General features: G+C 35.5%; 21 protein-coding genes. 14 read left to right on the forward strand and 7 right to left on the reverse strand.

Going from position 1 to position 23,465, the window contains the following annotated elements; genetic code table 11:
- The coding region (locus Q0W25_RS00005) for a TRC40/GET3/ArsA family transport-energizing ATPase (RefSeq protein WP_298517309.1) at positions 1-925 on the reverse strand (925 nt) is incomplete at its 3' end.
- Between the two features lie 247 nt (positions 926-1,172).
- Between Q0W25_RS00005 and Q0W25_RS00010 the strand changes: the two genes are divergently transcribed.
- The 3 genes from Q0W25_RS00010 to Q0W25_RS00020 are packed head-to-tail and all read left to right on the forward strand — an operon-like array spanning position 1,173 to position 2,471.
- Entirely contained in the window at positions 1,173-1,877 is a 705-nt protein-coding gene (locus Q0W25_RS00010) for an ABC transporter ATP-binding protein (protein ID WP_298517312.1), read from the forward strand.
- A 4-nt stretch (positions 1,878-1,881) separates the two neighbouring features.
- Entirely contained in the window at positions 1,882-2,106 is a 225-nt protein-coding gene (locus Q0W25_RS00015) for a hypothetical protein (protein WP_298517315.1), read from the forward strand.
- Positions 2,103-2,471 carry a hypothetical protein gene (locus Q0W25_RS00020; protein ID WP_298517318.1) on the forward strand — a complete coding sequence of 123 codons (369 nt, stop codon included), beginning with the start codon at positions 2,103-2,105 and terminating at the stop codon, positions 2,469-2,471. The genes Q0W25_RS00015 and Q0W25_RS00020 overlap by 4 nt, the downstream gene beginning before the upstream one ends.
- Here Q0W25_RS00020 and Q0W25_RS00025 read toward each other — a convergent pair.
- Positions 2,422-3,024 (reverse strand): DUF389 domain-containing protein, encoded by a 603-nt coding sequence (locus tag Q0W25_RS00025; protein ID WP_298517321.1) that lies wholly within the window; start codon positions 3,022-3,024, stop codon positions 2,422-2,424. The two genes, Q0W25_RS00020 and Q0W25_RS00025, sit on opposite strands and share 50 nt — an antisense overlap.
- Positions 3,025-3,407: 383 nt before the next feature.
- On the opposite strand from Q0W25_RS00025, the gene Q0W25_RS00030 reads away from it, so the two are divergent.
- The 5 genes from Q0W25_RS00030 to Q0W25_RS00050 all read left to right on the forward strand — a co-directional run bounded on the left by Q0W25_RS00030 (position 3,408) and on the right by Q0W25_RS00050 (position 10,449).
- Entirely contained in the window at positions 3,408-3,905 is a 498-nt protein-coding gene (locus Q0W25_RS00030; protein ID WP_297825809.1) for a DUF308 domain-containing protein, read from the forward strand.
- Positions 3,906-3,921: 16 nt separating this feature from the next.
- The gene (locus Q0W25_RS00035) at positions 3,922-5,520 is read left to right on the forward strand and encodes an AarF/ABC1/UbiB kinase family protein (protein WP_298517325.1); all 1,599 of its coding nucleotides are present in this window, start codon (positions 3,922-3,924) and stop codon (positions 5,518-5,520) included.
- Between the two features lie 263 nt (positions 5,521-5,783).
- Positions 5,784-6,548, forward strand: coding sequence for an NAD+ synthase (locus tag Q0W25_RS00040; protein ID WP_298517475.1), 765 nt, complete (start codon positions 5,784-5,786; stop codon positions 6,546-6,548).
- Positions 6,549-6,558: 10 nt separating this feature from the next.
- Positions 6,559-9,414 carry a leucine--tRNA ligase gene (gene leuS / locus Q0W25_RS00045; RefSeq protein WP_298517328.1) on the forward strand — a complete coding sequence of 952 codons (2,856 nt, stop codon included), beginning with the start codon at positions 6,559-6,561 and terminating at the stop codon, positions 9,412-9,414.
- Between the two features lie 207 nt (positions 9,415-9,621).
- On the forward strand, positions 9,622-10,449 hold the full coding sequence (locus Q0W25_RS00050; protein ID WP_298517331.1) for a transporter substrate-binding domain-containing protein: 828 nt from the start codon (positions 9,622-9,624) through the stop codon (positions 10,447-10,449).
- Between the two features lie 63 nt (positions 10,450-10,512).
- On the opposite strand, the gene Q0W25_RS00055 is transcribed toward Q0W25_RS00050, so the two are convergent.
- The gene (locus Q0W25_RS00055; RefSeq protein ID WP_298517334.1) at positions 10,513-14,121 is read right to left on the reverse strand and encodes a C1 family peptidase; all 3,609 of its coding nucleotides are present in this window, start codon (positions 14,119-14,121) and stop codon (positions 10,513-10,515) included.
- A gap of 437 nt (positions 14,122-14,558) precedes the next feature.
- Here Q0W25_RS00055 and Q0W25_RS00060 point away from each other — a divergent pair, with 437 nt between their 5' ends.
- Entirely contained in the window at positions 14,559-15,044 is a 486-nt protein-coding gene (locus tag Q0W25_RS00060; protein ID WP_297825820.1) for a hypothetical protein, read from the forward strand.
- A 233-nt stretch (positions 15,045-15,277) separates the two neighbouring features.
- A complete protein-coding gene (locus tag Q0W25_RS00065) occupies positions 15,278-15,709 on the forward strand; it encodes a hypothetical protein (RefSeq protein ID WP_297825823.1) in 432 nt (143 codons plus the stop codon).
- 122 nt (positions 15,710-15,831) lie between these two features.
- On the opposite strand, the gene Q0W25_RS00070 is transcribed toward Q0W25_RS00065, so the two are convergent.
- Both Q0W25_RS00070 and Q0W25_RS00075 read right to left on the reverse strand, forming a co-directional pair.
- Complete coding sequence (locus Q0W25_RS00070; RefSeq protein WP_298517336.1) at positions 15,832-16,563, reverse strand: tRNA (adenine-N1)-methyltransferase; 732 nt, start codon at positions 16,561-16,563, stop codon at positions 15,832-15,834.
- A 9-nt stretch (positions 16,564-16,572) separates the two neighbouring features.
- Positions 16,573-17,532 carry a zinc metalloprotease HtpX gene (locus Q0W25_RS00075; RefSeq protein ID WP_298517479.1) on the reverse strand — a complete coding sequence of 320 codons (960 nt, stop codon included), beginning with the start codon at positions 17,530-17,532 and terminating at the stop codon, positions 16,573-16,575.
- Positions 17,533-17,682: 150 nt separating this feature from the next.
- Between Q0W25_RS00075 and Q0W25_RS00080 the strand changes: the two genes are divergently transcribed.
- Together Q0W25_RS00080 and Q0W25_RS00085 are read left to right on the forward strand one after the other, a co-directional pair.
- Positions 17,683-18,630 carry a replication factor C small subunit gene (locus tag Q0W25_RS00080; protein ID WP_298517338.1) on the forward strand — a complete coding sequence of 316 codons (948 nt, stop codon included), beginning with the start codon at positions 17,683-17,685 and terminating at the stop codon, positions 18,628-18,630.
- 9 nt (positions 18,631-18,639) lie between these two features.
- Entirely contained in the window at positions 18,640-20,148 is a 1,509-nt protein-coding gene (locus Q0W25_RS00085; RefSeq protein ID WP_298517341.1) for a replication factor C large subunit, read from the forward strand.
- Here the strand turns inward: Q0W25_RS00085 and Q0W25_RS00090 are convergent.
- Together Q0W25_RS00090 and Q0W25_RS00095 are read right to left on the reverse strand one after the other, a co-directional pair.
- Complete coding sequence (locus Q0W25_RS00090; RefSeq protein WP_367270512.1) at positions 20,131-20,811, reverse strand: ATPase; 681 nt, start codon at positions 20,809-20,811, stop codon at positions 20,131-20,133. The genes Q0W25_RS00085 and Q0W25_RS00090 overlap by 18 nt on opposite strands.
- Positions 20,812-20,824: 13 nt before the next feature.
- Complete coding sequence (locus Q0W25_RS00095; RefSeq protein WP_298517347.1) at positions 20,825-21,676, reverse strand: shikimate dehydrogenase; 852 nt, start codon at positions 21,674-21,676, stop codon at positions 20,825-20,827.
- Between the two features lie 85 nt (positions 21,677-21,761).
- Here Q0W25_RS00095 and hisS point away from each other — a divergent pair, with 85 nt between their 5' ends.
- On the forward strand, positions 21,762-23,057 hold the full coding sequence (gene hisS / locus Q0W25_RS00100) for a histidine--tRNA ligase (RefSeq protein WP_298517350.1): 1,296 nt from the start codon (positions 21,762-21,764) through the stop codon (positions 23,055-23,057).
- Between the two features lie 2 nt (positions 23,058-23,059).
- The gene (hisI, locus tag Q0W25_RS00105; RefSeq protein WP_297827627.1) at positions 23,060-23,464 is read left to right on the forward strand and encodes a phosphoribosyl-AMP cyclohydrolase; all 405 of its coding nucleotides are present in this window, start codon (positions 23,060-23,062) and stop codon (positions 23,462-23,464) included.
- Position 23,465: the final 1 nt, after the last annotated feature.

The raw sequence follows: 23,465 nt of genomic DNA on the forward strand, positions 1-23,465 counted from the left end.
TGACCTCATCCTTGAACAGAGGAATTTCGGCAATGTGCTGGTCAGGGAATTTCTGATCGATTAATGCTAAGCGTTTTTGTTGCAATTTATGTCTTGAATGGCAGAAATCACAGTCACAAATATCAGGCATTACCTGGTTTACAATAACGCTGTCTACGGTAATGTCGTATTTTCCAAGTGCTTCAAGTGCCCTTTCTGATTCATAGATTGACATCTCTTCAGGAATTACAACCATCTTGAATGTGGTTCTTTCCGGATCAGATAAAACCGCTTTGGCCTTGTCAAGCTCTTCTTTAGTTCTTTTTAAATCTTCAGAAGTCTGAGGATCATCAACTGCATCCATAAATGGCATGATTTTCTTTAGTGCATTGGTTGCAGTACCTAATTTAGCTTTAAGCACCATCATTTTACCAACCCATGAATCCATTACTTCAGGGAAGGACAATAACCTTAAAGTGTGTCCAGTCGGTGCGGTATCAAATACAACCACATCAAATTCATCGGAATTCATCACGCCCATAAACATTTCAAATGCTGCCGCTTCATCAGCACCGGGAGATGCTGAAGCCATGTCCAATTGGTCAGATAGGAAATCCATACCCAACAAGCCCCCTGCATCGTCAGGGTTTGCGGCCTTTTGGGCTTCCAATTGAGCTTGCTTTTGAGCCATAGCTACATCAGGATCTATTTCGACCGCAAACAAATTAGCCTTAATTTCACGAGGGTAGCTTCCAATTGGTACTTCAAGTGAATCAGACAGAGAATGTGCAGGGTCTGTTGAAACGATTAAAGTCTTTTTACCTTGTTCAGCCAACCAAAGTGCAGTGGCAGATGAAACGGAAGTTTTTCCAACTCCCCCTTTACCTCCTACAAAAATAAATGTGGTTTTATCTTTATTGAAATTGAAATAATCTTTAAATGCCAAGTTAATAAACCTCCTTAATAAAATTACTTTTAGTTACTAAATGTTATTTTAATTCCTTATAGTATATAAATTTAGTTATTATAGCAATTTTAATTTTTAAATTAATATCTTTTTGAGTCATTGAAATTGAATTATATCACCATACAATAAGGAATTCTTTTTCATTATTTTAGCATGATTCCGTGAAATAACATTGAGATAATGTAAAAAATATATTATAATAAATAAACAAGAATGGGTTTGAAAAATGAAAACATTGATAAAAGTTAATAGTGTTTCAAAAGAATATAAAATGGGAAATCAGATAGTTAAAGCAGCAAACAATCTTAATTTAACAATTGACCAAGGAGAACTTGTTGTGATACTTGGTCCATCCGGAAGCGGTAAATCAACACTTCTTAACCTTTTAGGAGGCCTGGACAAGCCCACAAGCGGCGAAATAATTATTGATGATGAAAACATCAGCGCTTTTTCAGATAAAGAACTTACACGTTATCGTGCCAAAGAAATAGGTTTCATCTTTCAATTTTATAATCTAATCCCAAATTTAACTGCATGTGAAAATATTGAGATTTTAAATGATGTTGTTGATGAAAATATAGATGGAAAAGAGATTTTAAATCAGGTGGGGCTGTCACAGCACGTGAATAAATTTCCTTCAGAACTATCCGGAGGAGAACAGCAAAGAGTATCCATTGCAAGAGCAATAGCAAAAAAACCAAAAATGCTTTTGTGTGATGAGCCCACAGGCGCATTGGATTCCCACACCGGAAAAATCATTGTTGAATTGCTAGTTAACCTATGTGAAAGTGAAAATACGACAGTCATTATAGTAACACACAACAGTGAATTTGCAAAAGTTGCAAACAAAGTTATTCACATCAAAAATGGTGAAGTTGAATTCATTGAAACAAATGAAAATCCCGAACCTGTGGATGCTATAAATTGGTGATTTAATGTTATTCAAGAAGATGTTACGTGATATTAAGGAAAATAAAATGCAATTCATTGCTATTTTTTTAATGTCCTTTATTACATTGCTTGCCTTTGCAGGAATCGGATCTGAAGTTCAAGGCCTTCAAGACAACCTCAATAATTATTACAATGAAACAAACATGGCCGATGCATATGCGCTTGGAACTGATTTCAATGAAGTGTTGTTAATGATTTTAAGAATATGAATTCGACAACCGGCATTGAAAGCCAATTCGTTGTAAAGTCAACGGCCGATTTGGATGACGAACCGGTAGTAACGCTGCATTTCTTAGAGAAAAACAACATCTCCAAATATTATCCTGTTAAAGGAGGAAATATAAATTTCAGTGATGAAGACGGAATTTGGTTAGATGCAAGATTTGCTGAAGCGAAAAATGTGACAGTTGGAGACAATATCTCCTTAACCTTTAATGGAATTACAATGAACAAAACAATCCGCGGACTGGGATATTCACCGGATTACGTCTATGAAGAACCGGAAAACGGTTTGATATCAGATTTCAAATATCAGGGATTCGGATATTTGTCCGATAAGGCATACCCACTTTGATTTTTAAAACGGTTAATATGGCGCTGGCAGCCAGGAAAATAAAGTATGCGTTGATTATGAACAGATAACCTGCTCCAAGGAGCATATCCAATCTTCCGTTTGCAATGGAATATCCACAGGTACATAACGGAGGCATTAGTGCGGTTGCAATTGCAACACCCGGAATAACCGTGTTTGTTTTGTCCAGTCTGGTCTGTCCTATGATTCCAGCAAGCCCGCCGAAGAATGCGATGAGAACATCGTAAAAAGTAGGCGCTGTTCTTGCCATCAATTCCGCAGTTGGCTCCTTAACCGGAGAAAGAAGGAAATAAATACTGGCTGCAGCAACACTGATTGCAATCTGCAAACCGAAACCGATCATATGATTTCGAAGCAATGGATAATCTGCAGACACACTTCCATATGCGGAAGCAAGAATGCTCCCCATTATTGGTGAAATCAGCATTGCACCGATAATCACTGCTGTTGAACTCATGTTTAGGCCGACAGATGCGATTACCATTGCACATACCAGAACACATATATTTGTTCCGGTTACCTGGCCTCCATCCAAAAGACGTGTTCGAATCTAGTCATGTGATGCAGAATCCTCTGATAATGAAAATGCCTTTTTTATTTTTTCCTTTACCGTTTCTTTTTGATGTTTGTTCCCACTCATATTGTCATTCCCTTAAAACTAATATCCCTACTAATCTATACATTTCAATAAGGATTATTTCTTACAAAATAATGTGATGTTGATATTTAATAAAGTAATTGATATTATGTAATTGAACAAACTGAACAATTGTTAAACAAATTAGACAAATAATAATTAAAATTATTAGTACTGACTACAAATATTTTATATGCATATATTTGTTATGAGAGTAGGTAGTTTAGCTTTACAGACTCAAACATAACAATATTTTTATAAAAAATCAAAGGAGAATAAATATGGATTTTAGGAAAATACTTGGAATTTTGTTTATAATATTAGGCTTAATTTTTGTAATTTACCCAGTATACAGTACAGAAGCAGTATCTTGGATTGCAGGAATATGTTTAATAGCATTCGGATTTGCTTCCATCATTGACGGATTTTCTGTATGGAGCATGCTGACTCATGTTTCACTTCTGGACATACTACTCGGAATTTGTGCAATAATACTAGGATTATTATTTATTTATAAAATAGACGCATTATCCTTCATAGTTGCATACCAATTTTATTTAATTGCATTTGTAATGATATTCGTTGGTATTGTCGGCATTGCTTTTGGATTCGGCACCATATCAAGACTCGCATCAGTATTGATTTTGATTTTAGGTATAATAGCAGTATTCTGCGCATTCTATTCAATCGCACAACCATTATATACTGCGATTCTCGTTGGAATATGTCTAATTTTAGAAGGTGTGACCTTTTTAGTATCTGGCATTGTTGATAGCTAATAACAAAGGCGATATAATGGATAAAGAAACAAAAGAACGTTTAAAGGAAATTAGAGAAGTCATAAAAAAATATGGCTTCGATAAAGTTTTAGGCCAAACCGCAAAAAGCAAAATACGCAAAAGCGAAGATGAAGATGATGCAGAGAATGTCCTATTGGATGAGGATATTCCTATCAAATTAAGGCTAATGCTTCAGGAATTAGGAACTACTTTCATCAAATTAGGTCAGCTATTAAGTACAAGGCAGGATATTGTCGGTGAAAAAATTGCAACTGAATTGACTAACCTGCAAGATGACAATCCCGCCATATCTTACGAGCAAGTCAAGGCAATAGTTGAAAGGGAACTCGAAGGAAATATTGACGATCTGTTCTCTGAGTTCAAACATGACCACTTGGCAACCGCATCAATCGGCCAGGTTCATGAAGCCACCTTAAATACCGGTGAGAGAGTTGCAGTTAAAATCCAAAAAGAGGGCATCACAGACAAGATTGACCTTGATATAAAAATAATGAAATATATCGCTACTCGTGCAGACAAATGGAACGCCAACCTTAGAAAATTGAACCTGCCCGGAATCATGGACGAATTCGACCGTTCAATCCACAAGGAAATAGATTATTATAACGAATTTATGAATATGCAACGCATTGAAATGAATTTCGTTGAAAATCCACATATACACATTCCTGCCACTTACACCAAATATTGTACCTCAAAAGTTTTAACAATGGAATTCATTGATGGTACCAAATTGAATGACGTGTATGAAAGCGACAGCGAAGAATTCGATAAAAAACTTTTAGCGAAATACGTTCTTGATTCATATCTCCAACAACTGTTCATTGATGGATTCTTCCATGGGGATCCTCATCCTGGAAACGTGATGATTTTAGAGGACAATGTCGTGTGTTACCTTGATTTAGGTATGATGGGCTTCTTTGACGATGAATTCAAACGAAACCTTTCCGAAGCGATGGTATTGCTTGTAGACCAAGACGTTGACGGATTGATAAATCAATTAATGTACATGGACATCCTTGATTACGACACCGACACAAAAACGTTAAGAAGGGACTTGAATGATTTGTTCGCAAGGTATTTCGGTGTTGAACTTAACCGTTTCGATGGCGTCTTAGAGGCATTGCTCAGCCTTATGCAGGAATATGGGGTTATTCTTCCAAATGAGATTGTTACAATGGCAAGAGGTCTAACTCTGATTGAATCCATTGCACACAACTTAGACCCCGAAATCGATGTTTTCGCATCAGTTAAACCTATTGCTGCACAAATAGCCAGAGAAAGAGTCAGTCCTAAACAGTTTTTAAAAGGCAAGAAAAGCAACATAATCCTGTATGAACACATGCTCAGGAACATGCCAAAACTCCTCACAAGGACAATTCACAAAATCGATAATGAAGAATTGAAATTTAAGCTTGAAGTAGACATTACCGACAAGGTTTCAATAATCGCACTAGTCTCAGCACTTATAATCGGTTCTTCAGTAGTGTCATTTGGACCTGTGGTATTTGACATGCCATTGATCTCTTTAATTGGTTATATACTAGCCATAATCTTAAGCATAATCGGCATTAAAAATTTCGTTTTAAAATGAACATGAAATTATGAGGAATTAATTTCCTCCATTATTCTTTTTTTTATAATTCAATGCTTTGAAAAGGCATTATTTTCAGTTAGTGGACTCGATTTTCCATCACATTGCATCTAGTTTTTATACAATATAATCTGCATGAAACTGACAAATCTTTAACTAAACATTCGAGAATTCACATTTGCATACAATATATAAGTTAATAATTACATACTATATGATGTATAAATGATGAAGTTGGTGAAAACATTAGTGAAATTCCAAAAATTGATTTTGAAAAAACAAAACAGACAATTGTTGATTTCATTAAATCCAAAGTCAATGAATCCAAAACTGATGGTGTTGTTGTCGGTTTAAGTGGGGGAATTGACTCTACTCTGGTAGCGCATCTTTCCTGTGAAGCATTAGGAAAAGAAAACGTTTTTGGAATTGTAATGCCATCTGCAACTACACCGGCAGAAGACAGTATTCATGGAATTGATATAGCTCAAAAGTTAGGCATAGACTACAAAGAAATACCTATCGACAGCATATTGAATGAATTCTTATCTGTTAGCCAACTTGAAGACAATGATTTGGCTATCGGCAATCTTAAAGCCAGAATTAGAATGTCACTCATTTATTATTATGCAAATCAAAAGAATTACCTTGTTACCGGAACAGGCAACAAAAGCGAAATCCTTATCGGTTACTTTACAAAACATGGTGATGGCGCATGCGACTTTGAACCGATAGGAGACTTATATAAAACAGAAGTATTCGAGTTAAGCAGACTCCTGGATGTTCCAACAGAAATTATCGACAAACCTCCGCGTGCCGGTTTATGGGACAATCAAACTGACGAAGCGGAAATTGGAATGAATTATGACTTGCTCGACCAGATTCTTTATCTTTATTGTGAAGATGTAAAAAATACTGAAATAGCTGATAGATTAGATATTTCAGTTGATGATGTTAATATGATTATTACAAAGATTGTTAGGAGTGAACATAAATTTAAAGTTCCCGAGATTCCTAAAAAAATTTTTTAATGGTGATTTAGTGAGCGAAAATATAGAAAAGAAATGGCAGAAAAAATGGGCTGATGCAAAGTTATTTGAATCAAACCCTGATGAAAGAGAAAAATTATACATTACCGTTGCTTTTCCATACCCTAGTGGTGCAATGCACATAGGACACGGCCGTACTTACACCGTGCCTGATGTATATGCTAGATTTAAAAGAATGGAAGGATACAACGTACTGTTCCCTATGGCATGGCACGTTACCGGTGCTCCTGTTATTGGAATAGCTGACAGGATTAAAAGGAAAGACCCATGGACACTTGACCTGTATCACAGAGTGCATGGAGTTCCAAAAGAAACCTTGCCAAAATTGGAAGACCCTGAATTCATTGTAAAATACTTCTCAACCGAATACCATGAAGTTATGGACGAAATGGGATATTCAATAGACTGGAGAAGAGAATTCAGAACAATCGATCCGACTTACAGAAAATTCATCGAATGGCAAATTACAACATTGCATGACAAAGGATTGGTTGCAAAAGGAGAACACCCTGTCAAATACTGTCCAAACTGTGACAATCCTGTTGGAGACCACGATTTGCTTGAAGGTGAAGGCGTTGGCGTAAATGAACTAACCCTTTTAAAATTCAAAATCGATGATAATGTTTTAGTAACCGCAACACTCAGGCCCGAAACCATTGTCGGTGCAACAAACATCTGGTTAAACCCTGATGTCGAATATGTCCTAGTTAATGCTGAAGGAGAAAACTGGGTAATTACAAAAGAAGCTCACTACAATTTAAAACACCAAATTAAAGATTTAGAAATTATTTCAGAAATTGATCCTAATGATTTGATTGGAAAAATGGCTACAAATCCATTTTTAGGAAATGAAATCCCAATTTTCCCAGCTAGCTTCGTTAGTGCATCCTACGGAAGTGGAGTCGTATTTTCCGAACCTGCTGATGCTCCAGCGGACTACATTGCACTTCAGGACTTGAAGAAAAATGATGAAATGATAGCCAAATATAATCTGGAAGGAATCATTGAAAATGTCCATCCTATTCCTGTATGTGCACTTAAGGGATATGGTGAAATCCCTGCAGCAGACATCATTGAACGATTAGGAATTACCGATCAAAACGATGAAAAACTGCATGAAGCTACAAACGAATTGTACAAACAGCAACACAGCAAAGGTACAATTCTTGAATCAATACCTGATTTTGGTGGAATGAAAGTCAGATTTGCCCGTGAAGAGCTAAAGGAAAAACTAATAGCTGACAACATGGCTACAATAATGTATGACTTTGCAGAAAGGCCTGTAGTATGCAGATGCGGAAACAATTGTGTCGTTAAAATCATGGACAACCAATGGTTCATGAAATATGGAAATGAAGAATGGACTGAAAAAACCTTGAAAGTTCTTGAAGGCGAAACAATCATTCCAAAAGAACTCAAAAGCAACTTTGAATATTACATCAACTGGCTAGATGATTGGGCATGCTCTAGAAAAGTGGGTCTTGGAACAAGGCTCCCCTGGGACAACCAATGGTTAATTGAACCTTTAACAGACTCTACAATTTACATGTCATACTATGCAATAGCCAAATACTTAAGGGATATGAACCCTGATGATTTGAACCTTGCATTCTTCGATAAGGTTCTTTTGAACAAAGATTCAGGAGAAATAAATGTTCCTGCAGAAAAAGTTCAAGAAATCCAAGATGAATTCAACTACTGGTATCCTCTTGACTGGAGATTATCTGCAAAGGACTTAGTTGGAAACCACTTGAGCTTTTTAATGTTTGCCCACAGTGCCATTTATCCTGAAGAAAAATGGCCAAAAGGAACTGTCGTGTTCGGAATGGGTCTTTTAGAAGGAAACAAGATGTCATCCTCAAAAGGAAATGTTATTCTTTTAAAAGATGCGATTCGCGATTACACCGCAGATGTCGTAAGGCTCTTCCTGATGGCATCCGCCGAACCATGGCAAGATTTCGATTGGAGAGAAAAAGAAGTTCTTGGAACTAAAAGAAGACTTGAATGGTTTAGGGAATTCGCAGCAAAAGTTGAAGAAATCAAAGGTTCCCCATTGAACTTAAGCAACATCGAAAAAGTTGAATTGAGCCGTACCATTGACTTGTGGATGATCAGCCAGCTCAACCAACACATCAAAAAATCAACTGAAGCACTCGAAGTCTTCCAAACAAGACAAGCATTGCAAAATGCATTATTCTTACTTAAAAAAGATGTGGACCACTACCTGTACAGAGTTAAACATCTGCTTGACTCACAAGACCCGGCAGTAATCTATGTTTTATCTACCGTACTGGAAAACTGGATTAGGCTCTTGGCACCATTTACTCCACATACTTCAGAAGAATTATGGAGCACATATGGTGGAAAAGGCTTTGTAAGTGAAGCTGATTGGCCGAAATACGACCCAGAATCAGTAAGTCCTGAAATAGAAAAATCAGAAGAACTTGTGGAAAACATCATCAAAGACATTGCACACATCAAGCAAATGGTCGGAGATGAAGTTGAAAAAATCCACATTTATCTTGCTCCTGACTGGAAATGGGAGTTATATAAAATAGCTGATGAGGTCGGAAAACCTGATATCGGTCAAATTATGGGAAGAGCTATCGGAGCTAACATCTATGACGATAAAAAAGAAATAGCTATGGTGGCCAAAAAAATAGGTAAGGAAATTACCAAAACAAAATACATCGGTAAAATCAACGAAGAAGAAATTCTAACCGATGCCCTTGACTACATTAAACAAGAATGTGGTAATGAGGTTATTATTCATACCGATGACTCATACGACCCACAAAACAAGGCCAAAAATGCAATGCCTTACAAACCTGCATTATTTATGGAATAATCTAATTATTCCAACTTTTTTTTATTTGAATTTAAAAAAACATGCCTCAATAGAAATAATGTAAATTAAATGATACATTATTGGTTATTTTTTTCCTATAAATTTACAAAGATTTGAAAAATTCATAAAATATTGAAAAATTTTAACAATAAGTTAAAAAAAAAGTATAAAACAAAAATTATGATAAAATCTAAAAAGAGGAAGAAAATGAATAAAAAAATAGTTTTTATTTTAACATTGACCCTGACAATATTCCTGATGATTAGTGCGGTAAGTGCAGGAAATATGTTTGATTTTTTCAATAGCGATGAAGCAAACTCCGAAAACGCCGATGACAACTTTATAGTTGGGTTTAATGGGCAATTCCCACCATTTGGCTATAAAAATGAAAGCGGAGAATTCACAGGTTTTGATCTTGAACTAGCTAAAGAGGTATGTAAAAGAAACAACTGGACATTTAGGGCTCAACCAATTATAGACTGGAATACAAAACAGCTGGAACTAAACAGCAATGAAATCGATTGTATCTGGAGTGAATTCAGTATTGACGGAAGAGAAAATGACTATACCTGGTCTGAACCATACTTCAACAATACTCCTGTCGTTATAGTCAAATCTAATTCCAATATAACTAATTTTAATGATTTAAAAGGAAAATCACTGGAAATCCAGCAAGGAACTTCAGCTTTGCAAAGCATCAGAAACAACACCACTCTAAATGACACCCTCGGTAAAATAACTGAAGTGGACATATATGATACTGCGATGATGGATTTGGAATCAGGAGTTTGTGACGGAGTAATTGCAGACAGCGGAATGGCACAATATATTGTAGTCGAAAAATACCCTGACTGCAAAGTCCTAAACGAAAGCATTACACATGAGAAATATGGTGTTGGATTTAAAAAAGGAAACACTGAACTAAGAGATCAAGTTCAAAAAACATTAGATGAAATGTTTAAAGATGGAACAGTCGATAAGATTGCTAAAAATTACAGCAAATATGACATTCCAAATGGTGTAATCCACCCATAACCGGAGAAACACTTTTTCTCCACATTTTCATTTTTAAAAAAAAAAGAATAGTGAAAGTTAAAATTATGCAGTAACTTTCACGCTTTGTTTAACGGTATTCTTGATGTAAGTAGCTTGGTATGTTACTACTTTACCGACCTTGAGCTTATTCAGTAGAGCTTTTGTAACGGTTATTTTTGCAACACCATATTTATCTGATTTAACTGAATACGCCTTGCCGTTAAAGTTGAATCTTACAACTTTGTTTTTGATAGGGGTTTTTCCATTTTTCAAAGTAGCCTTAATAACCAATTGCTTAGCAGATTTCTTAACGTTCACTTTTTGAAGAGTTAAAACCTGTTTTATGTTTATTGTGTTTTTAATTGTTTGGCCATAGGTCGCAAATAATGTATAAATACCTGGTTTGGCAGTATATGGTATTTTGAAAATTGCATAACCCTTGCTGTTTGTTTTAACCTTATAGGTTACTTTATTGAATTTAATGGTTACAATTTTATTTGCACCTACAGGAGCTCCATTGTTACCGTACACCCTCACTTTATAGGTAGATCCATCACCATAATACATTTTTACGTTTGAATTACCGCTGAATCTTGAAACAACTTTGATTGTTGTAACACTTTGCTCTAAAGTTTCGGGATTCTTTAAAATCAATGTATGTGTTCCAATAGCTAAATTAGAAAGGGACAAAGAAAGTACTCCTTCATTATTTTCTATAGTGAAATTGTAGGCTTTACCATCTAATTCGACAGGTATGTCCCTGAAGAATAATTCGATACCTTCTCCATCATAAAAGGTAGAATCAAGGATTAATTTGTATTTATATCCTATTTTGACGCTTTTTGGAATATCAATACTCTTCATTATCTCAAACCCATTTAAGACTTCTTCATCACCATATGGAGTGACAATAACATAGGTTCCAGAATCTAAAGTGAGATCAAATGTTGCTTTACCATCATTAACAATTGCACTGCCCAATATATCGTTATCCTTCATGATGAGGATTGTTTTACCATTGGCAGTTGAATAAATTGTTAAATTGCTGTCTTTTGTATAGTACCTTGAATTGCTTTTTTCTGGATTAGGATTTGGAACAGCATATGCTTTAATACATGCGGTTTTTCCAAAATTTCCTAAATCATCTGTTTCATCATCGAAGTACACGATGGATTTTCCGCTATTAAAATGAAGTCTTGTGTCTTCGAGTATTGGTATTCTTTTTGCTTGTATTTCAATGGAAAACTGATGGCCAGCATTGACTGCAATTTTCTTATTTAATTTGATTGTTTCAAATCCGCCATGAGTGGATTTTCCGGTTTGTGTGTAAACTTCATTGCCGTCAACGTATACTTTTATTGTGTATGCGTCATTCGCTTTTTCAAAGTAAGTTCCAACAGCACTTATCAAATCATTACCAGTAGCATCGTAAGTATTGACGCATGTGATAATTTTACCTTCGTCATACAAATATCTGCCATATGCTCCAATATCATACTGGTACAGTTTAGTGTAGTTTTCTACACTGTTTATAACATATCCATAAGATTGAGCGGACATTGCCATGGTGGTGTCGTAGTAAGATACATAGAAGAATCCATTTTCACCCCAGTCAGTTCCCCAACTGTTTTTACAAATCCAAGCACCATCACCTTTTGGTTTTATTTTAAAATTATCCTTTGAGTAATTGTCATCCCATCCAACTAATGTCACAAAGTGATTTCCAAATCCAAGTCCATTATAATATTGTGCATGTGTTACTGGATTATAATATTTATTGTTTGCTGATGCACCATAAAGATGAACTGTTAATCCTCCGTAATTAATTAAAGCTTCTTTTAATTTGGAATTATCCAATGGGGATTCACGAGGTGGTATTATGACTGAATTTTGAATGTGATATGAATCATCAGAAAATGTTGCAATGCCTATTTTACCGAGTTCATCATAACTGTCAAGGTCTTTTGAGAGGATTCCTATCCAAGATAAGAAGAGGCCCATTCCAGAATAACCATATCCTGCTTCTGATATGCTCACTGTACCATATTCATTATATCGTGTTGCGACATCTTGAATGTTATTTTCAGACAAGTCGAGCAATATTCCAGTTGCTTTTAAAAATGCAGATTCAAATGCACCGGTAGCACCGAACGCCCAACATGCCCCATTGTTTCCTTGGTCTTTAACAACCCCTGCCAAACAATATCCGTTATTGTAATAATCACGTAAATCAAATCTGGCGCTGCTTGCAGTTGCATTTGTGATAATGAGTGGATTTAAAGTGAATTGTTTGCCTTCGTATTCCACGATTGTACTGGAAAATGACTGATTCAACAATACTCTTCCGCCGTTAAATTCATTATCTTTTAAAGTTGAAGCACCCGCATCGAAAAAGCTTACAATAGCTTCATTATTGCCTTTTGAAAAATATGAATTTCGGATATTGTATTTACTATCATATAAATAAATTGAATTGCCAGTTGTAGCATTATTGTTTGTGAATTCACATGAGGCTATTATATTACTGCTGTTGTCCAGGTATAATGCTCCGCCAAAAGAATAAACTAAATCTTTAGCAGCATTTCCATTAAATTTGCTATGGGACATCAAAACAGAGGCAGATGATACATATACTGCCCCTCCCATATAAGTAGCGGCATTATTAATAAAGTTAGTTTTGACAATACTAAGAGCACCTCCCAATTGCAGAACCGCTCCACCAAAGTCTGAAGAACAGTTTTCAAAAAGAGAGTTTGACACAGTTACAGGATTCCCTGAATATTTATTGTCACTAATCATATCTAAATAAATTGCCCCTGCATTTTTACTTGATGTGACATTAATAAAACTGCATCCATCAATAACTATTGAATCGGCTTCTTTACCCCCAATGGCTCCTGCAGTAGCATTTGCAAATAAATTAATGAATTTGGAATTTAAAACTGTGAGCCTGGATTTATCAGAGTAAATTGCAGTGGCATATCTTGAACTCATATTGGTGAAAATAGTATTTTTAACTGTAATATCGGACTCTTCACCATAAATTAAGCCCCAAACGAGTGTCTTATTGCAACTAAAAGTTGAATTATCTATTTCGATTTTTGGGCTTGAACTGGAAAAAATTGCCGCACCTCTATTTCCATAATTATTTATGAATTTATCATGACTGCTGTAATATTCACTTCCATAGGCAAATATTGCGCCGCCCTCAGAAGAATCATGATTGTTTTCAAAGGTAACATTATAGGTATGCAGTTTACAATTACCTAATACTATAGCACTCATATTTCCATTAACTAATTTAAGATTATTGATGTATACTGTACCATTAATAAAATTAAAGATGCCTGCTTGATTTTTGGCATCTATTACATGGTTATTTCCATTAATGGTATACTGACCATCCGGTTGAGATATTACCTTTACGCCTTTAGTGAAATTTTTATCTGTCTGATTATTGAATGCATAATCTGAGTTGACATCAAAAACAAAAGGGTTATCGGAAATATCATTTGATAAATCAGTGAAAGATATAGGTTCATCAACAGACATTACGTCAGAATCGGTTATTTCCAAATTAACATCTGTTTGATTAATATCTTCAGCACTAACTGCACTGATACCCATTATTAAAAATACCAATGCAGTTATTAGAAATATTTTCTTATTCAAAATTTTTCCTCCCTTATCTATTTAACAGGAAAATAATCCGTTGATTATTCTTAAAGTATGAAATTCTTTTGTAAATCTGTATTTAATCACTTGGAAAAAACAACAAATGCATAGAATTAGTGATTTTTAATACCTCTAACTTGTTTAAAAATATTTTCAGCAGAGATTGTCGGATAATTTTGCGAACATGCAGGCCAACAATAAATTATTCTCGCAGACCTTCAAACTAAACAATTACGGTGATAAAAATCGTTATCAATGCATTCATTGAATTTTTCTGCTCCATTTCATTAAATAATTCATTATCTAAAGTGGAATAAATACTATTTATTTATGATAATATATATCATTTTTTACATTAAAGATAAAATGTTACAGCCTAATCTTTAAGATTAAAAAAAAACATGCATAAATCTATGCAAATTAAAAGGGGTATTATGAAAGTAAAACATTTTTTAATAATTTTTTTAGCTATTGCAATTATCGCAACAAGCCCGTTGTATGCTGCAGATGATGATGACGTGAGCATGTTGAGTGCATTGGACATTACCCCATTTAATGAAGATACACATGTAAACATTGATGGAGTAAACTTTAATGTGCCTAAAGGTTATGGGGAACAGAAGGATATTAGAAAAGATAATGAAACCTATAATTTAGGAATCAATAAGGTTACTTTAAGTAATTATCAGTACCTGAACGAAAAGGGAGACATGCTTAATCTCCAGGTGATTTTCATTAACGGCAAAAACTACACTATGAACAGTTTAAAACCTGAGGGTGGAGAAGTTAAAAAAACCATTAACGGAACAGAAGGATTCTATTCCGAAACTGATGGTATCGCAACATTCAGGTATGTTCAGGATGGAAAAAGTGTTCAGATTACAGGAAATAAAGACATTGTCCCCAAAGTGATTGCATAAAAATTAATGTTGCTCTTTTCATATGATTACTTTAATTGGACAGTTGGATATTTAGCATTGCCCCTCTGTGAAAAATATATAACATGTTCTTAACATAAGTAGTATTATAAATTTGAAGAAAAAAATGGCAAATCCAATTGTTGCTGTGGACATAATTTGTCTAGTTGCAGCATATGATGCATATAAACTGGCCAAATAACTTCTTTAAATATCGTGAATTAGCAGGTGAAAATATGAGTAAACTTAAAATAATCATGATATCTTTGATATTGTTGGCCTTTTCAATTTGTGTTGTTTCAGCAGCCAGCATAACTGACTATAATGCCCCTGTAGGCTTTGAAAGACAAGCAGTAACTTTTATCCATGGTGACTTCGAAATGGATTTGAACTCATATAGTGCATTTGTAGATTATGAGGACAATTTCAACAATAGCGACACTCGAAATGTTACAATAATCAATGACACTTATGCAGAATACACAGATTCAACTAAGGAAAAAGTGGGTGCATTGGAACTCCTTAAAATTGATGGGGATCAATATATTGTTGATTGTTCTTTTGATGATTTGGATAAAAGCAAAACCAAAGATTGCCTCAAGTACCTAAAAGAATTCAACGACGTAAACAAATTTAAACCAATAAAGATAGATAAATCTTCAGAATAGCATTTAATATGCTATAAACTAGTTATCAAAGCAATTAATTCAATGAATAAAGGAGAAAATACTTCTCCTGATTTTTTCTTTTTATTTTTCAATGAATCCTATTTAAAAAAAAAAGTTAATATCTACAATTTTCTTGCAAATACCAAATATCCACTATGGCCAACCATTCGTGTTTTTGGCCTGACACCCTGAGTTCTAACTTCCAAACCACGCTCTAGAATTTCAATTATTTCTATATCGTAAAATCCTAATTTCTTAGCAATGCGATAGGAAATTTCGGCCTGATCAATGTATGGTGCATAAACGGCAAGCCATCCTCCAACATTTAAGGATTCCTGCACCTCTTCAAATATTTCAAATGGCTTTGGCAGGTCCAAAAAGATTAAATCAAGGTTGTCCTCATCGATTCCATCCTTGATGTTCTGATTTTTGACATGGATATTTTCAATTCCAAATTTCTCGATGTTTTTTTGGGCAACTTCAGCAAAGTCTTCACGGATTTCATAGGTAAACACTTCACCTTCAGATCCGACGACATTTCCGAAATTAAGCGCAATGGCTCCCGCACCGGTTCCCGCATCAACTACTCGTGAACCTGCTCCCAAACCTGTATGAGCCAATACTAAACCTATGTCCTTTTTAAGAAGTATTGAACATCTCCTGTCCATTACATCTATGAAATCATTGATGTTAGGTTTGACAATCTTAAATGTGTGGTCCAAGTGGCTTTTAACCTCATCGCCAATATCTGCATTGTCCAAGACTTCAGCAGAAACGATTCCCAAATCGCTTTGAAATTCAGCTCCTGGTTTCAAAACATACTTCTTGCCGCGTTCATCTAAAATCATCTTCATAGTCTACACCTAATTTTCCAATTCTGCTAATCTTTTTACTCTTTTAAGGGAATCCGGGTGAGTGGATAACAATTCCATGATTCCATTCTTTTTTGAAATTTTAACTTCTGAATTTACAAGTCTTCTTAGCTCTTCATCTGAAATTTTTCCGTCACCATCAAAATCTATTTGCTGGAAGTCTGTGACGTCATGTTCTGCATTATTTACATCATTGACAAAAAATGCCCTGTTTGTATTTAGTTCATCGATTGTTTCCTTGCTGCACCTTGCAGCACCATATGACAACTTATAAAGGGCGGATACCAATGCTGCAGGCTTGTTTCCAAACTCTACACTAGCCTGGTCTGCATAGTATTCACGAGTTCTTGAGATGAATAAAACCAATAACTGGCCGATTAAGTAAAATACATAACCTAAAATTCCAATTATGAGACCTCCTCCGTTTCTGCTGTCGCCTGAAAACATGAAGGACAGGGCAATGTAATAACAAATCATCGGAACGACACTTACAGCAGCAGTTACAGCCATGTCATTATGTTTGATATGGCCCATTTCGTGACCTATTACTGCTTTTAGCTCATCCCTATCAAGCAAACCCAATATTGGACGGGTAATAGCAATGTGTCCACTTTTACTTGATCTTCCATATGCAAATGCATTTGGAATGTTAATTTCAGACAAACCAATTTCAGGTTTTGGAATTTCTGCTGCATCAGCGAGTTCCTGAACCATTTGATGGATATGAGGTGCTTCCGCTTCGGATAAGGGCCTTACCTTCATTGAACTTTTTACTAAGGATGGTCCATACCAATACTGTAAAAATACAATTGCTATACTTATAACCGCATAGAATCTCCAGCGGGTAATTCCAAAATGCCAGCCTACAAGCATTATAAGGAAATAAACAATTGAAAACATCAAAACAGTTGTCATTAACATTCTTAATTTAAGTCTCCATGTCTTTCTCATCATAATAAACACCATATCCATGTAAATATTACTAATCAAATACTCGCTTTAATTATATATTAATTGGATTTCATATATTAAAAAAGTTAATCCAAAAAATAATTTAATTACATCATACATAAATGTTACTAGTGAAAAAATGGTGATTTAATGACCGGACCATGGGTAGAAAAATATAGACCACAAAAGTTAGAAGATATTGTAGGACAAAAACAAATCATTACCAGACTTGAAAAATATGTAGGCGAAGGCAGCATGCCTAACTTAATGTTTACAGGACCTGCAGGTGTTGGAAAGACAACTACTGCACTTGCACTTGTTAAATCAATTCTTGGGGAATACTGGAGGCAAAATTTTTTAGAATTAAACGCTTCCGATGCCAGAGGAATTGACACAGTAAGGAATGACATTAAGAATTTCTGTAGATTAAAACCTGTCGGAGCCCCATTTAGAATAATATTCCTAGATGAAGTGGACAACATGACAAAAGACGCTCAACACGCTCTCCGTCGTGAAATGGAAATGTATACAAAAACCGCTTCATTCATACTTTCATGTAATTATTCATCAAAAATCATAGATCCAATCCAATCAAGATGTGCAATTTTCAGATTTGCTCCGATTAAAGGAGAGGAAATAGCTGAAAGACTAAAATTCATCTGTGAAAACGAAGGATTTGAAGCGGATGAAAAAGGTCTTGAGACAATAGTTTACTTTGCTGAAGGAGATATGCGTAAAGCTGTTAATGTCCTACAGGCAGCTGCAAGTGAAGGAGAAGTTATCAACGAAGATGCCGTGTATGAAGTAATTTCAAAAGCTAAACCTCAAGACATTGGAAACATGATCAATAAAGCATTGATGGGTGACTTTTTAGGCGCTAGAAATATTTTAAGAGAAACCATGGTTTTACAGGGAACTAGCGGAGAAGACATGGTTGGCCAAATTTATGCAGAGGTTTCCAAAAGAGTTGTCGAAGGAAAAATGGAAGCTGACTTTTATATTGATTTGATTGAAGCGATAGCTGATTGTGATTTTAGAATAAGAGAAGGAGCAAACCCAAGAATACAACTTGAAGCTCTCCTGACCAAATTCATTTAAGGTATAGAAATGTTATGGACTGATAAATACCGACCGCAAAGCTTCGCTCAAGTAGTTGGTTATAACAAAGAAAAGCAGATAATCCAAAAATGGATTGCAGATTGGAAAGCAGGTAATCCTCAAAAGCCATTGCTTTTAATCGGACCTCCAGGAATTGGAAAAACAACATTCGCATTGATAATCGCAAAGGAATTTTCCGAATATATTGAGCTCAATGCAAGTGACAAGCGTTCCCAGGATGCAATCAAAAGCACAGTTGGCGAATCATCCTCATCCAGGTCTCTTTTTGGCGAAGAATACAAACTAATCATTATGGATGAAGTGGATGGAATCCACGGAACTAACGACCGTGGTGGAGTGAGAGCCATAGGAGAAATTATCAAAAACTCCAAGCATCCAATGATTCTAATGGCCAATGACTTTTATTCAAAACGTTTACAATCCATAAAGCCAAAGTGCATTGTAATCAAAATGCAAAAAACAAAATGGAACAGTATCAATGCTCTTCTTAAGAAGATTGCCAAAGAAGAGGATATTAAGGCAAATCCCGCAGCGATTAAGGAAATTGCAGTTAAGTCAAAAGGTGATGTGAGGTCTGCAATAAATACGCTTCAGGCGCTGTCTGACAAGGATTCCGTTTTAGAAGTGTCCGACGTTAAAGATATCATTACCAAGGATGACCGTTCAACCATTATAGATGGAGTTACAATAGTTTTAAAAAGCCAAACTCCTGCAAAAGTTAAAAGGGGACTGATGGTTGAAGAGGACCCTACATTGGTTATGGAATACATTGCCGAGAATATTCCAAGAGAGTACACAAAAAAAGATGAAATCAAAAAAGCTTATGAAAACATAGCAAAGGCAGATTTATACTTTGGAAGGGCGCAAAGCAGCAGATATTACGGTTACTGGAAATATGCCACAGACTTCATGGGTATTGGAGTGAGTGCTTCAAAGCATGAAAAATATAGGAAATTCACAAAAATCCAAAGCCCGACCATATTTACAACAATGGGAAAAAATAGGGGAAAAAGAAACTTGAGAGACGGAATTGCAGAAAAGATGTCCAAGAAAATGCACATTTCCAATTCCATTGCAATATCAATGTTTCCTTACCTTGAAATAATGTTCAAAGACCCTGAGCTTGCTTGGAAAATTTCCGACTTTTTAGAACTCGAAGAATCTGAAATCAAGCGTTTCAGGTCAAGAGGAATACCTAAAAAGACCGTTGAAAAAATGGAAAAGAGAAAAGCTCAAATGAGGGTTGAGGAACGTGACAGGAGATTTGAAGAACTTCAAAATCAAATGATGGATATTCCTCAAGATATTGAAATAACAGAAGAGGAAATTCCCGTTGAAGACCCCCTTCCATTTGAAATTCCGGGCATTGAAAATGAAGAACCCAAAGTTGAAGAAATAGTTGAAGAACCAATAGAAGAGCCTGTAGCTGAAGAACCTGAAAAAGAAGAAAAGCCTAAAAAGAAAACAGATAAACAGGTGTCACTTTTCAACTTCTAATTTTTTTTCAATAAAATCTGATGCCTTCAAAACGTTCTCCCTATATTGGGGAGCCACATCCTCTAAAAATTCTGCAAATGAAGTGGCTAGCTCATCATCGTTTTCGTTTTCAATGATTTTTTTTCCATCCATTTCCAAAAATGAATTGATCCAGTTGATTGGAACATTGATTAGCGGATAGATTTCATTGGATTTTTTGCTGAAAGTCAAACCCTCGCCGTTGAATATTTCTGAAAAGATCTGATTTACCTTCTCATCAAGGATGACCGGATTGACTATCAAGTCATAATCTCCATCATAAACCAATTTCACACCATATTTTCTAGTGTAAGGCTCCATCAACACTTCAACGATGAAATTATCCTCAGGCATTAGAATACGTGAATTCGGTTCGATTTCCAAAGCCAGCACCTTTGATGATTTTGAGCAAATCTTTTGAAAAAGCGAACTCCTTACGACACTGATTTCCGGATACTGATTTTCAAATGTTGCCTGCCTTTTTCTTGAGAATTTTGAAAACCTTAAATTGTTGATATAAATCTTTTGAGGAGTGTATGAAATAAAACGAGTGTCCACTCCGATTATCTTTAGGAATTTCAAAACATCCTTCTTGGAATCGGAAAATTTCTCTTCTTTTGAGGCCAGGCCTGCAATATCAAACATCAAATCCATATTATCATTCTATATTCAGTGTTTCCCTAAGGGCTTTTTCCATCACGTCAATTGGGGCTTTTTTGCCTGTCCATATCTCAAAACTTTCGGCACCCTGATAAAGCAGCATTTTTATTCCATAAACAGGTTTGGCACCTGCCTTAATGGCTTCTTTTATCAGTACTGTTTCATTTGGATTATAGACAGCATCAAAGACAACCAAATCTTCATGCATCGCATCTGCTTTGGCGATTGGCTCATCGTCAATGTGGGGGTCCATTCCCAAAGGAGTAGTATCAACCAAAATGTCGGCATCTGACAAATGACTGGTGATTTGAGAAATTGAATCTGATTTAACCTCATCTATTAAATCTGATGCTGAAACGTCTCCAGCTAACATTTGAGCCTTTTCGACATTTCTATTAAGTATTGTTATTGAAGCTGCACCAAATTTTGCAAGGTAAAAGGATATTGCCCTTGAAGCACCTCCCGCTCCTGCAACAACAACATTCTTATCTTTGACTTTGGTAACCTCTTCAATGGCTTTGATAGCGCCGATTCCATCAGTGTTATATCCCTTAAGATTTTTAAAGTCTATTGTATTTACGGCACCAATTAATCCCGCAACCTCATCCAGCTCATCCAAATGCCTGATTACTTCAATCTTATGAGGAATGGTAACATTAAATCCCTTAATGTTCAATGATGCGGCACCTTCAATGGCTGATTGCAAATCATTGGGATTGACATCAAAAGCGACATAAGCATAATTTAAACCCAATGCATCAAATGCGGCATTGTGCATTGGCGGTGAAAAACTGTGTTCCACAGGATGGCCTATTAAGCCAACAATATTTGTACTACCTTTAATATTCATATAATATTTAATTAATTAACAAAGATTATATAACTTTGTATAAACATATTCTAATTATAATAAATTTAATCATAGGAGAGCTAAAATGGAATTTGCAAGACCTAGAGGTACAAGAGATTTCTTATTTGACGAAATGAGACAAAGAAAAAAAGCGGAAAGTACCTTAAGAAAAATATTTGAAAGTTATGGTTATCAAGAAATAAAAACTCCATTATTTGAAGAATTAAAGCTATTTACTACAAAATCTGGAGAGGAAATTGTAGATCAATTATACAACTTTAAAGATAAATCTGACCGTGAATTGACCTTAAGACCAGAGATTACTGCACCCGTTGCAAGATTATACTTGAATGAACTTGAAAAGACAGCAGTAAAGCCAATCAAACTCTATTACTACGGAAGCTGTTTCAGATATGAAAGGCCACAAAAAGGAAGATTCAGACAATTCTGGCAATTCGGATGCGAATTAATCGGTGCCAAAACTCCTCAAGGGGAAGCTGAAGTCATTGCACTATGTACAGATTCAATCAATGCATTGGGAATCACAACCGCTGATGTCAACATCAACCACTTGGGAATAATCAGAGGACTGTTCAGTCACTTCAACATTTCAGATGAAACCCAAAGGGAGATTATGGTTGTCATTGACAAGGGAGACAAGGATTTGCTCATCGAATCCTTAAGCGGAGACAACCCTGTTATTGACAATGATGAACTGAACCAAATTCTTTTAAAATTGATTGACTTAGTAGGAGACAAATCAATCTTAAATGATGTCGAAGAGTTAATTGCACCATATGACGAATCAAAAGCTGCTTTAGAAGAGCTGAAAGAATTGATTGACCTTCTGGAAGATTTCGATGTTGAAAACTATACCTTGAACCTGGGTGTTGCAAGAGGACTTGACTACTATACAGGAATCGTATTTGAAATTTATGTACCTGAACTCGGCGCTCAAAAGCAAATCTGCGGTGGAGGGTCCTACAGCCTCGTTAAAGTGTTCGGTGGTCAAGAAGTTGAATCAACCGGTTTTGCACTTGGATTCGACAGGCTGATGAATGCAATCGAAGAATTGACTGAAGTGGAAGAGCTCGGTTCCCACTTGGACATTTATGTTATTCCTATTACTGAAGATGTAAGAAGTGAAGCTTACAAAATTACACAGCTTTTAAGAAGAAACGGAATCAAAGCCGATGTTGATTTGAACAATAAAAAGTTCAGGAAACTGATGAATTACGCTGATAAAATCAAAGTGGAAAAAATAGCCCTTATGGGCCCTAAGGAGTTGGAAGATGGAAAAATCACCATTAAGGATATGGTCAGCGGCAATCAGGAATTAATTGATATTGAAAATATCGTAGAGTATGTTAAAGGGGAATGAATATGGAAATTAACTTCAGACATGAAATCAATGGCCAAAAGGTTATTACAGCAGTTGCTCAGGATGCGGATACCAATCAAATATTGATGTTGGCAAATATGAACAAGGAAGCTCTCCAAAAAACAATTGAAACCGGTAAAGCGCATTATTGGAGCACATCAAGGAATAAGATTTGGCTGAAAGGAGAAAGTTCAGGCCATTTCCAAGAAGTTAAGGAAATTCTCGTTGACTGCGATATGGATGCAATCGTTTTAAAAATTAAACAACAGGGAGCCGCATGCCATGAGGGCTACCTTTCATGCTTTTTCAGAAAATTAAACACAGAAAATGTGGATATTGAAGATTTGAAAGATGAAGATTTGGAAATTATCCTAGAAAGACTTGTAAACCCAGAAGATGTGTATTAAA

The organism is uncultured Methanobrevibacter sp. (assembly GCF_947166415.1).
In the GTDB taxonomy this organism is placed as follows: Archaea; Methanobacteriota; Methanobacteria; order Methanobacteriales; family Methanobacteriaceae; genus Methanocatella.

Excerpts from the sequence above, each read along its gene's own strand:
- Q0W25_RS00010 (WP_298517312.1), top strand. The coding sequence starts at position 1,173 with ATGAAAACATTGATAAAAGTTAATAGTGTTTCAAAAGAATATAAAATG.
- Q0W25_RS00015 (WP_298517315.1), top strand. The coding sequence starts at position 1,882 with ATGTTATTCAAGAAGATGTTACGTGATATTAAGGAAAATAAAATGCAA.
- Q0W25_RS00020 (WP_298517318.1), top strand. The coding sequence starts at position 2,103 with ATGAATTCGACAACCGGCATTGAAAGCCAATTCGTTGTAAAGTCAACG.
- Q0W25_RS00030 (WP_297825809.1), top strand. The coding sequence starts at position 3,408 with ATGGATTTTAGGAAAATACTTGGAATTTTGTTTATAATATTAGGCTTA.
- Q0W25_RS00035 (WP_298517325.1), top strand. The coding sequence starts at position 3,922 with ATGGATAAAGAAACAAAAGAACGTTTAAAGGAAATTAGAGAAGTCATA.
- Q0W25_RS00050 (WP_298517331.1), top strand. The coding sequence starts at position 9,622 with ATGAATAAAAAAATAGTTTTTATTTTAACATTGACCCTGACAATATTC.
- Q0W25_RS00060 (WP_297825820.1), top strand. The coding sequence starts at position 14,559 with ATGAAAGTAAAACATTTTTTAATAATTTTTTTAGCTATTGCAATTATC.
- Q0W25_RS00065 (WP_297825823.1), top strand. The coding sequence starts at position 15,278 with ATGAGTAAACTTAAAATAATCATGATATCTTTGATATTGTTGGCCTTT.
- Q0W25_RS00070 (WP_298517336.1), bottom strand. The coding sequence starts at position 16,563 with ATGAAGATGATTTTAGATGAACGCGGCAAGAAGTATGTTTTGAAACCA.
- Q0W25_RS00075 (WP_298517479.1), bottom strand. The coding sequence starts at position 17,532 with ATGAGAAAGACATGGAGACTTAAATTAAGAATGTTAATGACAACTGTT.
- Q0W25_RS00080 (WP_298517338.1), top strand. The coding sequence starts at position 17,683 with ATGACCGGACCATGGGTAGAAAAATATAGACCACAAAAGTTAGAAGAT.
- Q0W25_RS00085 (WP_298517341.1), top strand. The coding sequence starts at position 18,640 with ATGTTATGGACTGATAAATACCGACCGCAAAGCTTCGCTCAAGTAGTT.
- Q0W25_RS00090 (WP_367270512.1), bottom strand. The coding sequence starts at position 20,811 with ATGTTTGATATTGCAGGCCTGGCCTCAAAAGAAGAGAAATTTTCCGAT.
- Q0W25_RS00095 (WP_298517347.1), bottom strand. The coding sequence starts at position 21,676 with ATGAATATTAAAGGTAGTACAAATATTGTTGGCTTAATAGGCCATCCT.
- hisS (WP_298517350.1), top strand. The coding sequence starts at position 21,762 with ATGGAATTTGCAAGACCTAGAGGTACAAGAGATTTCTTATTTGACGAA.
- hisI (WP_297827627.1), top strand. The coding sequence starts at position 23,060 with ATGGAAATTAACTTCAGACATGAAATCAATGGCCAAAAGGTTATTACA.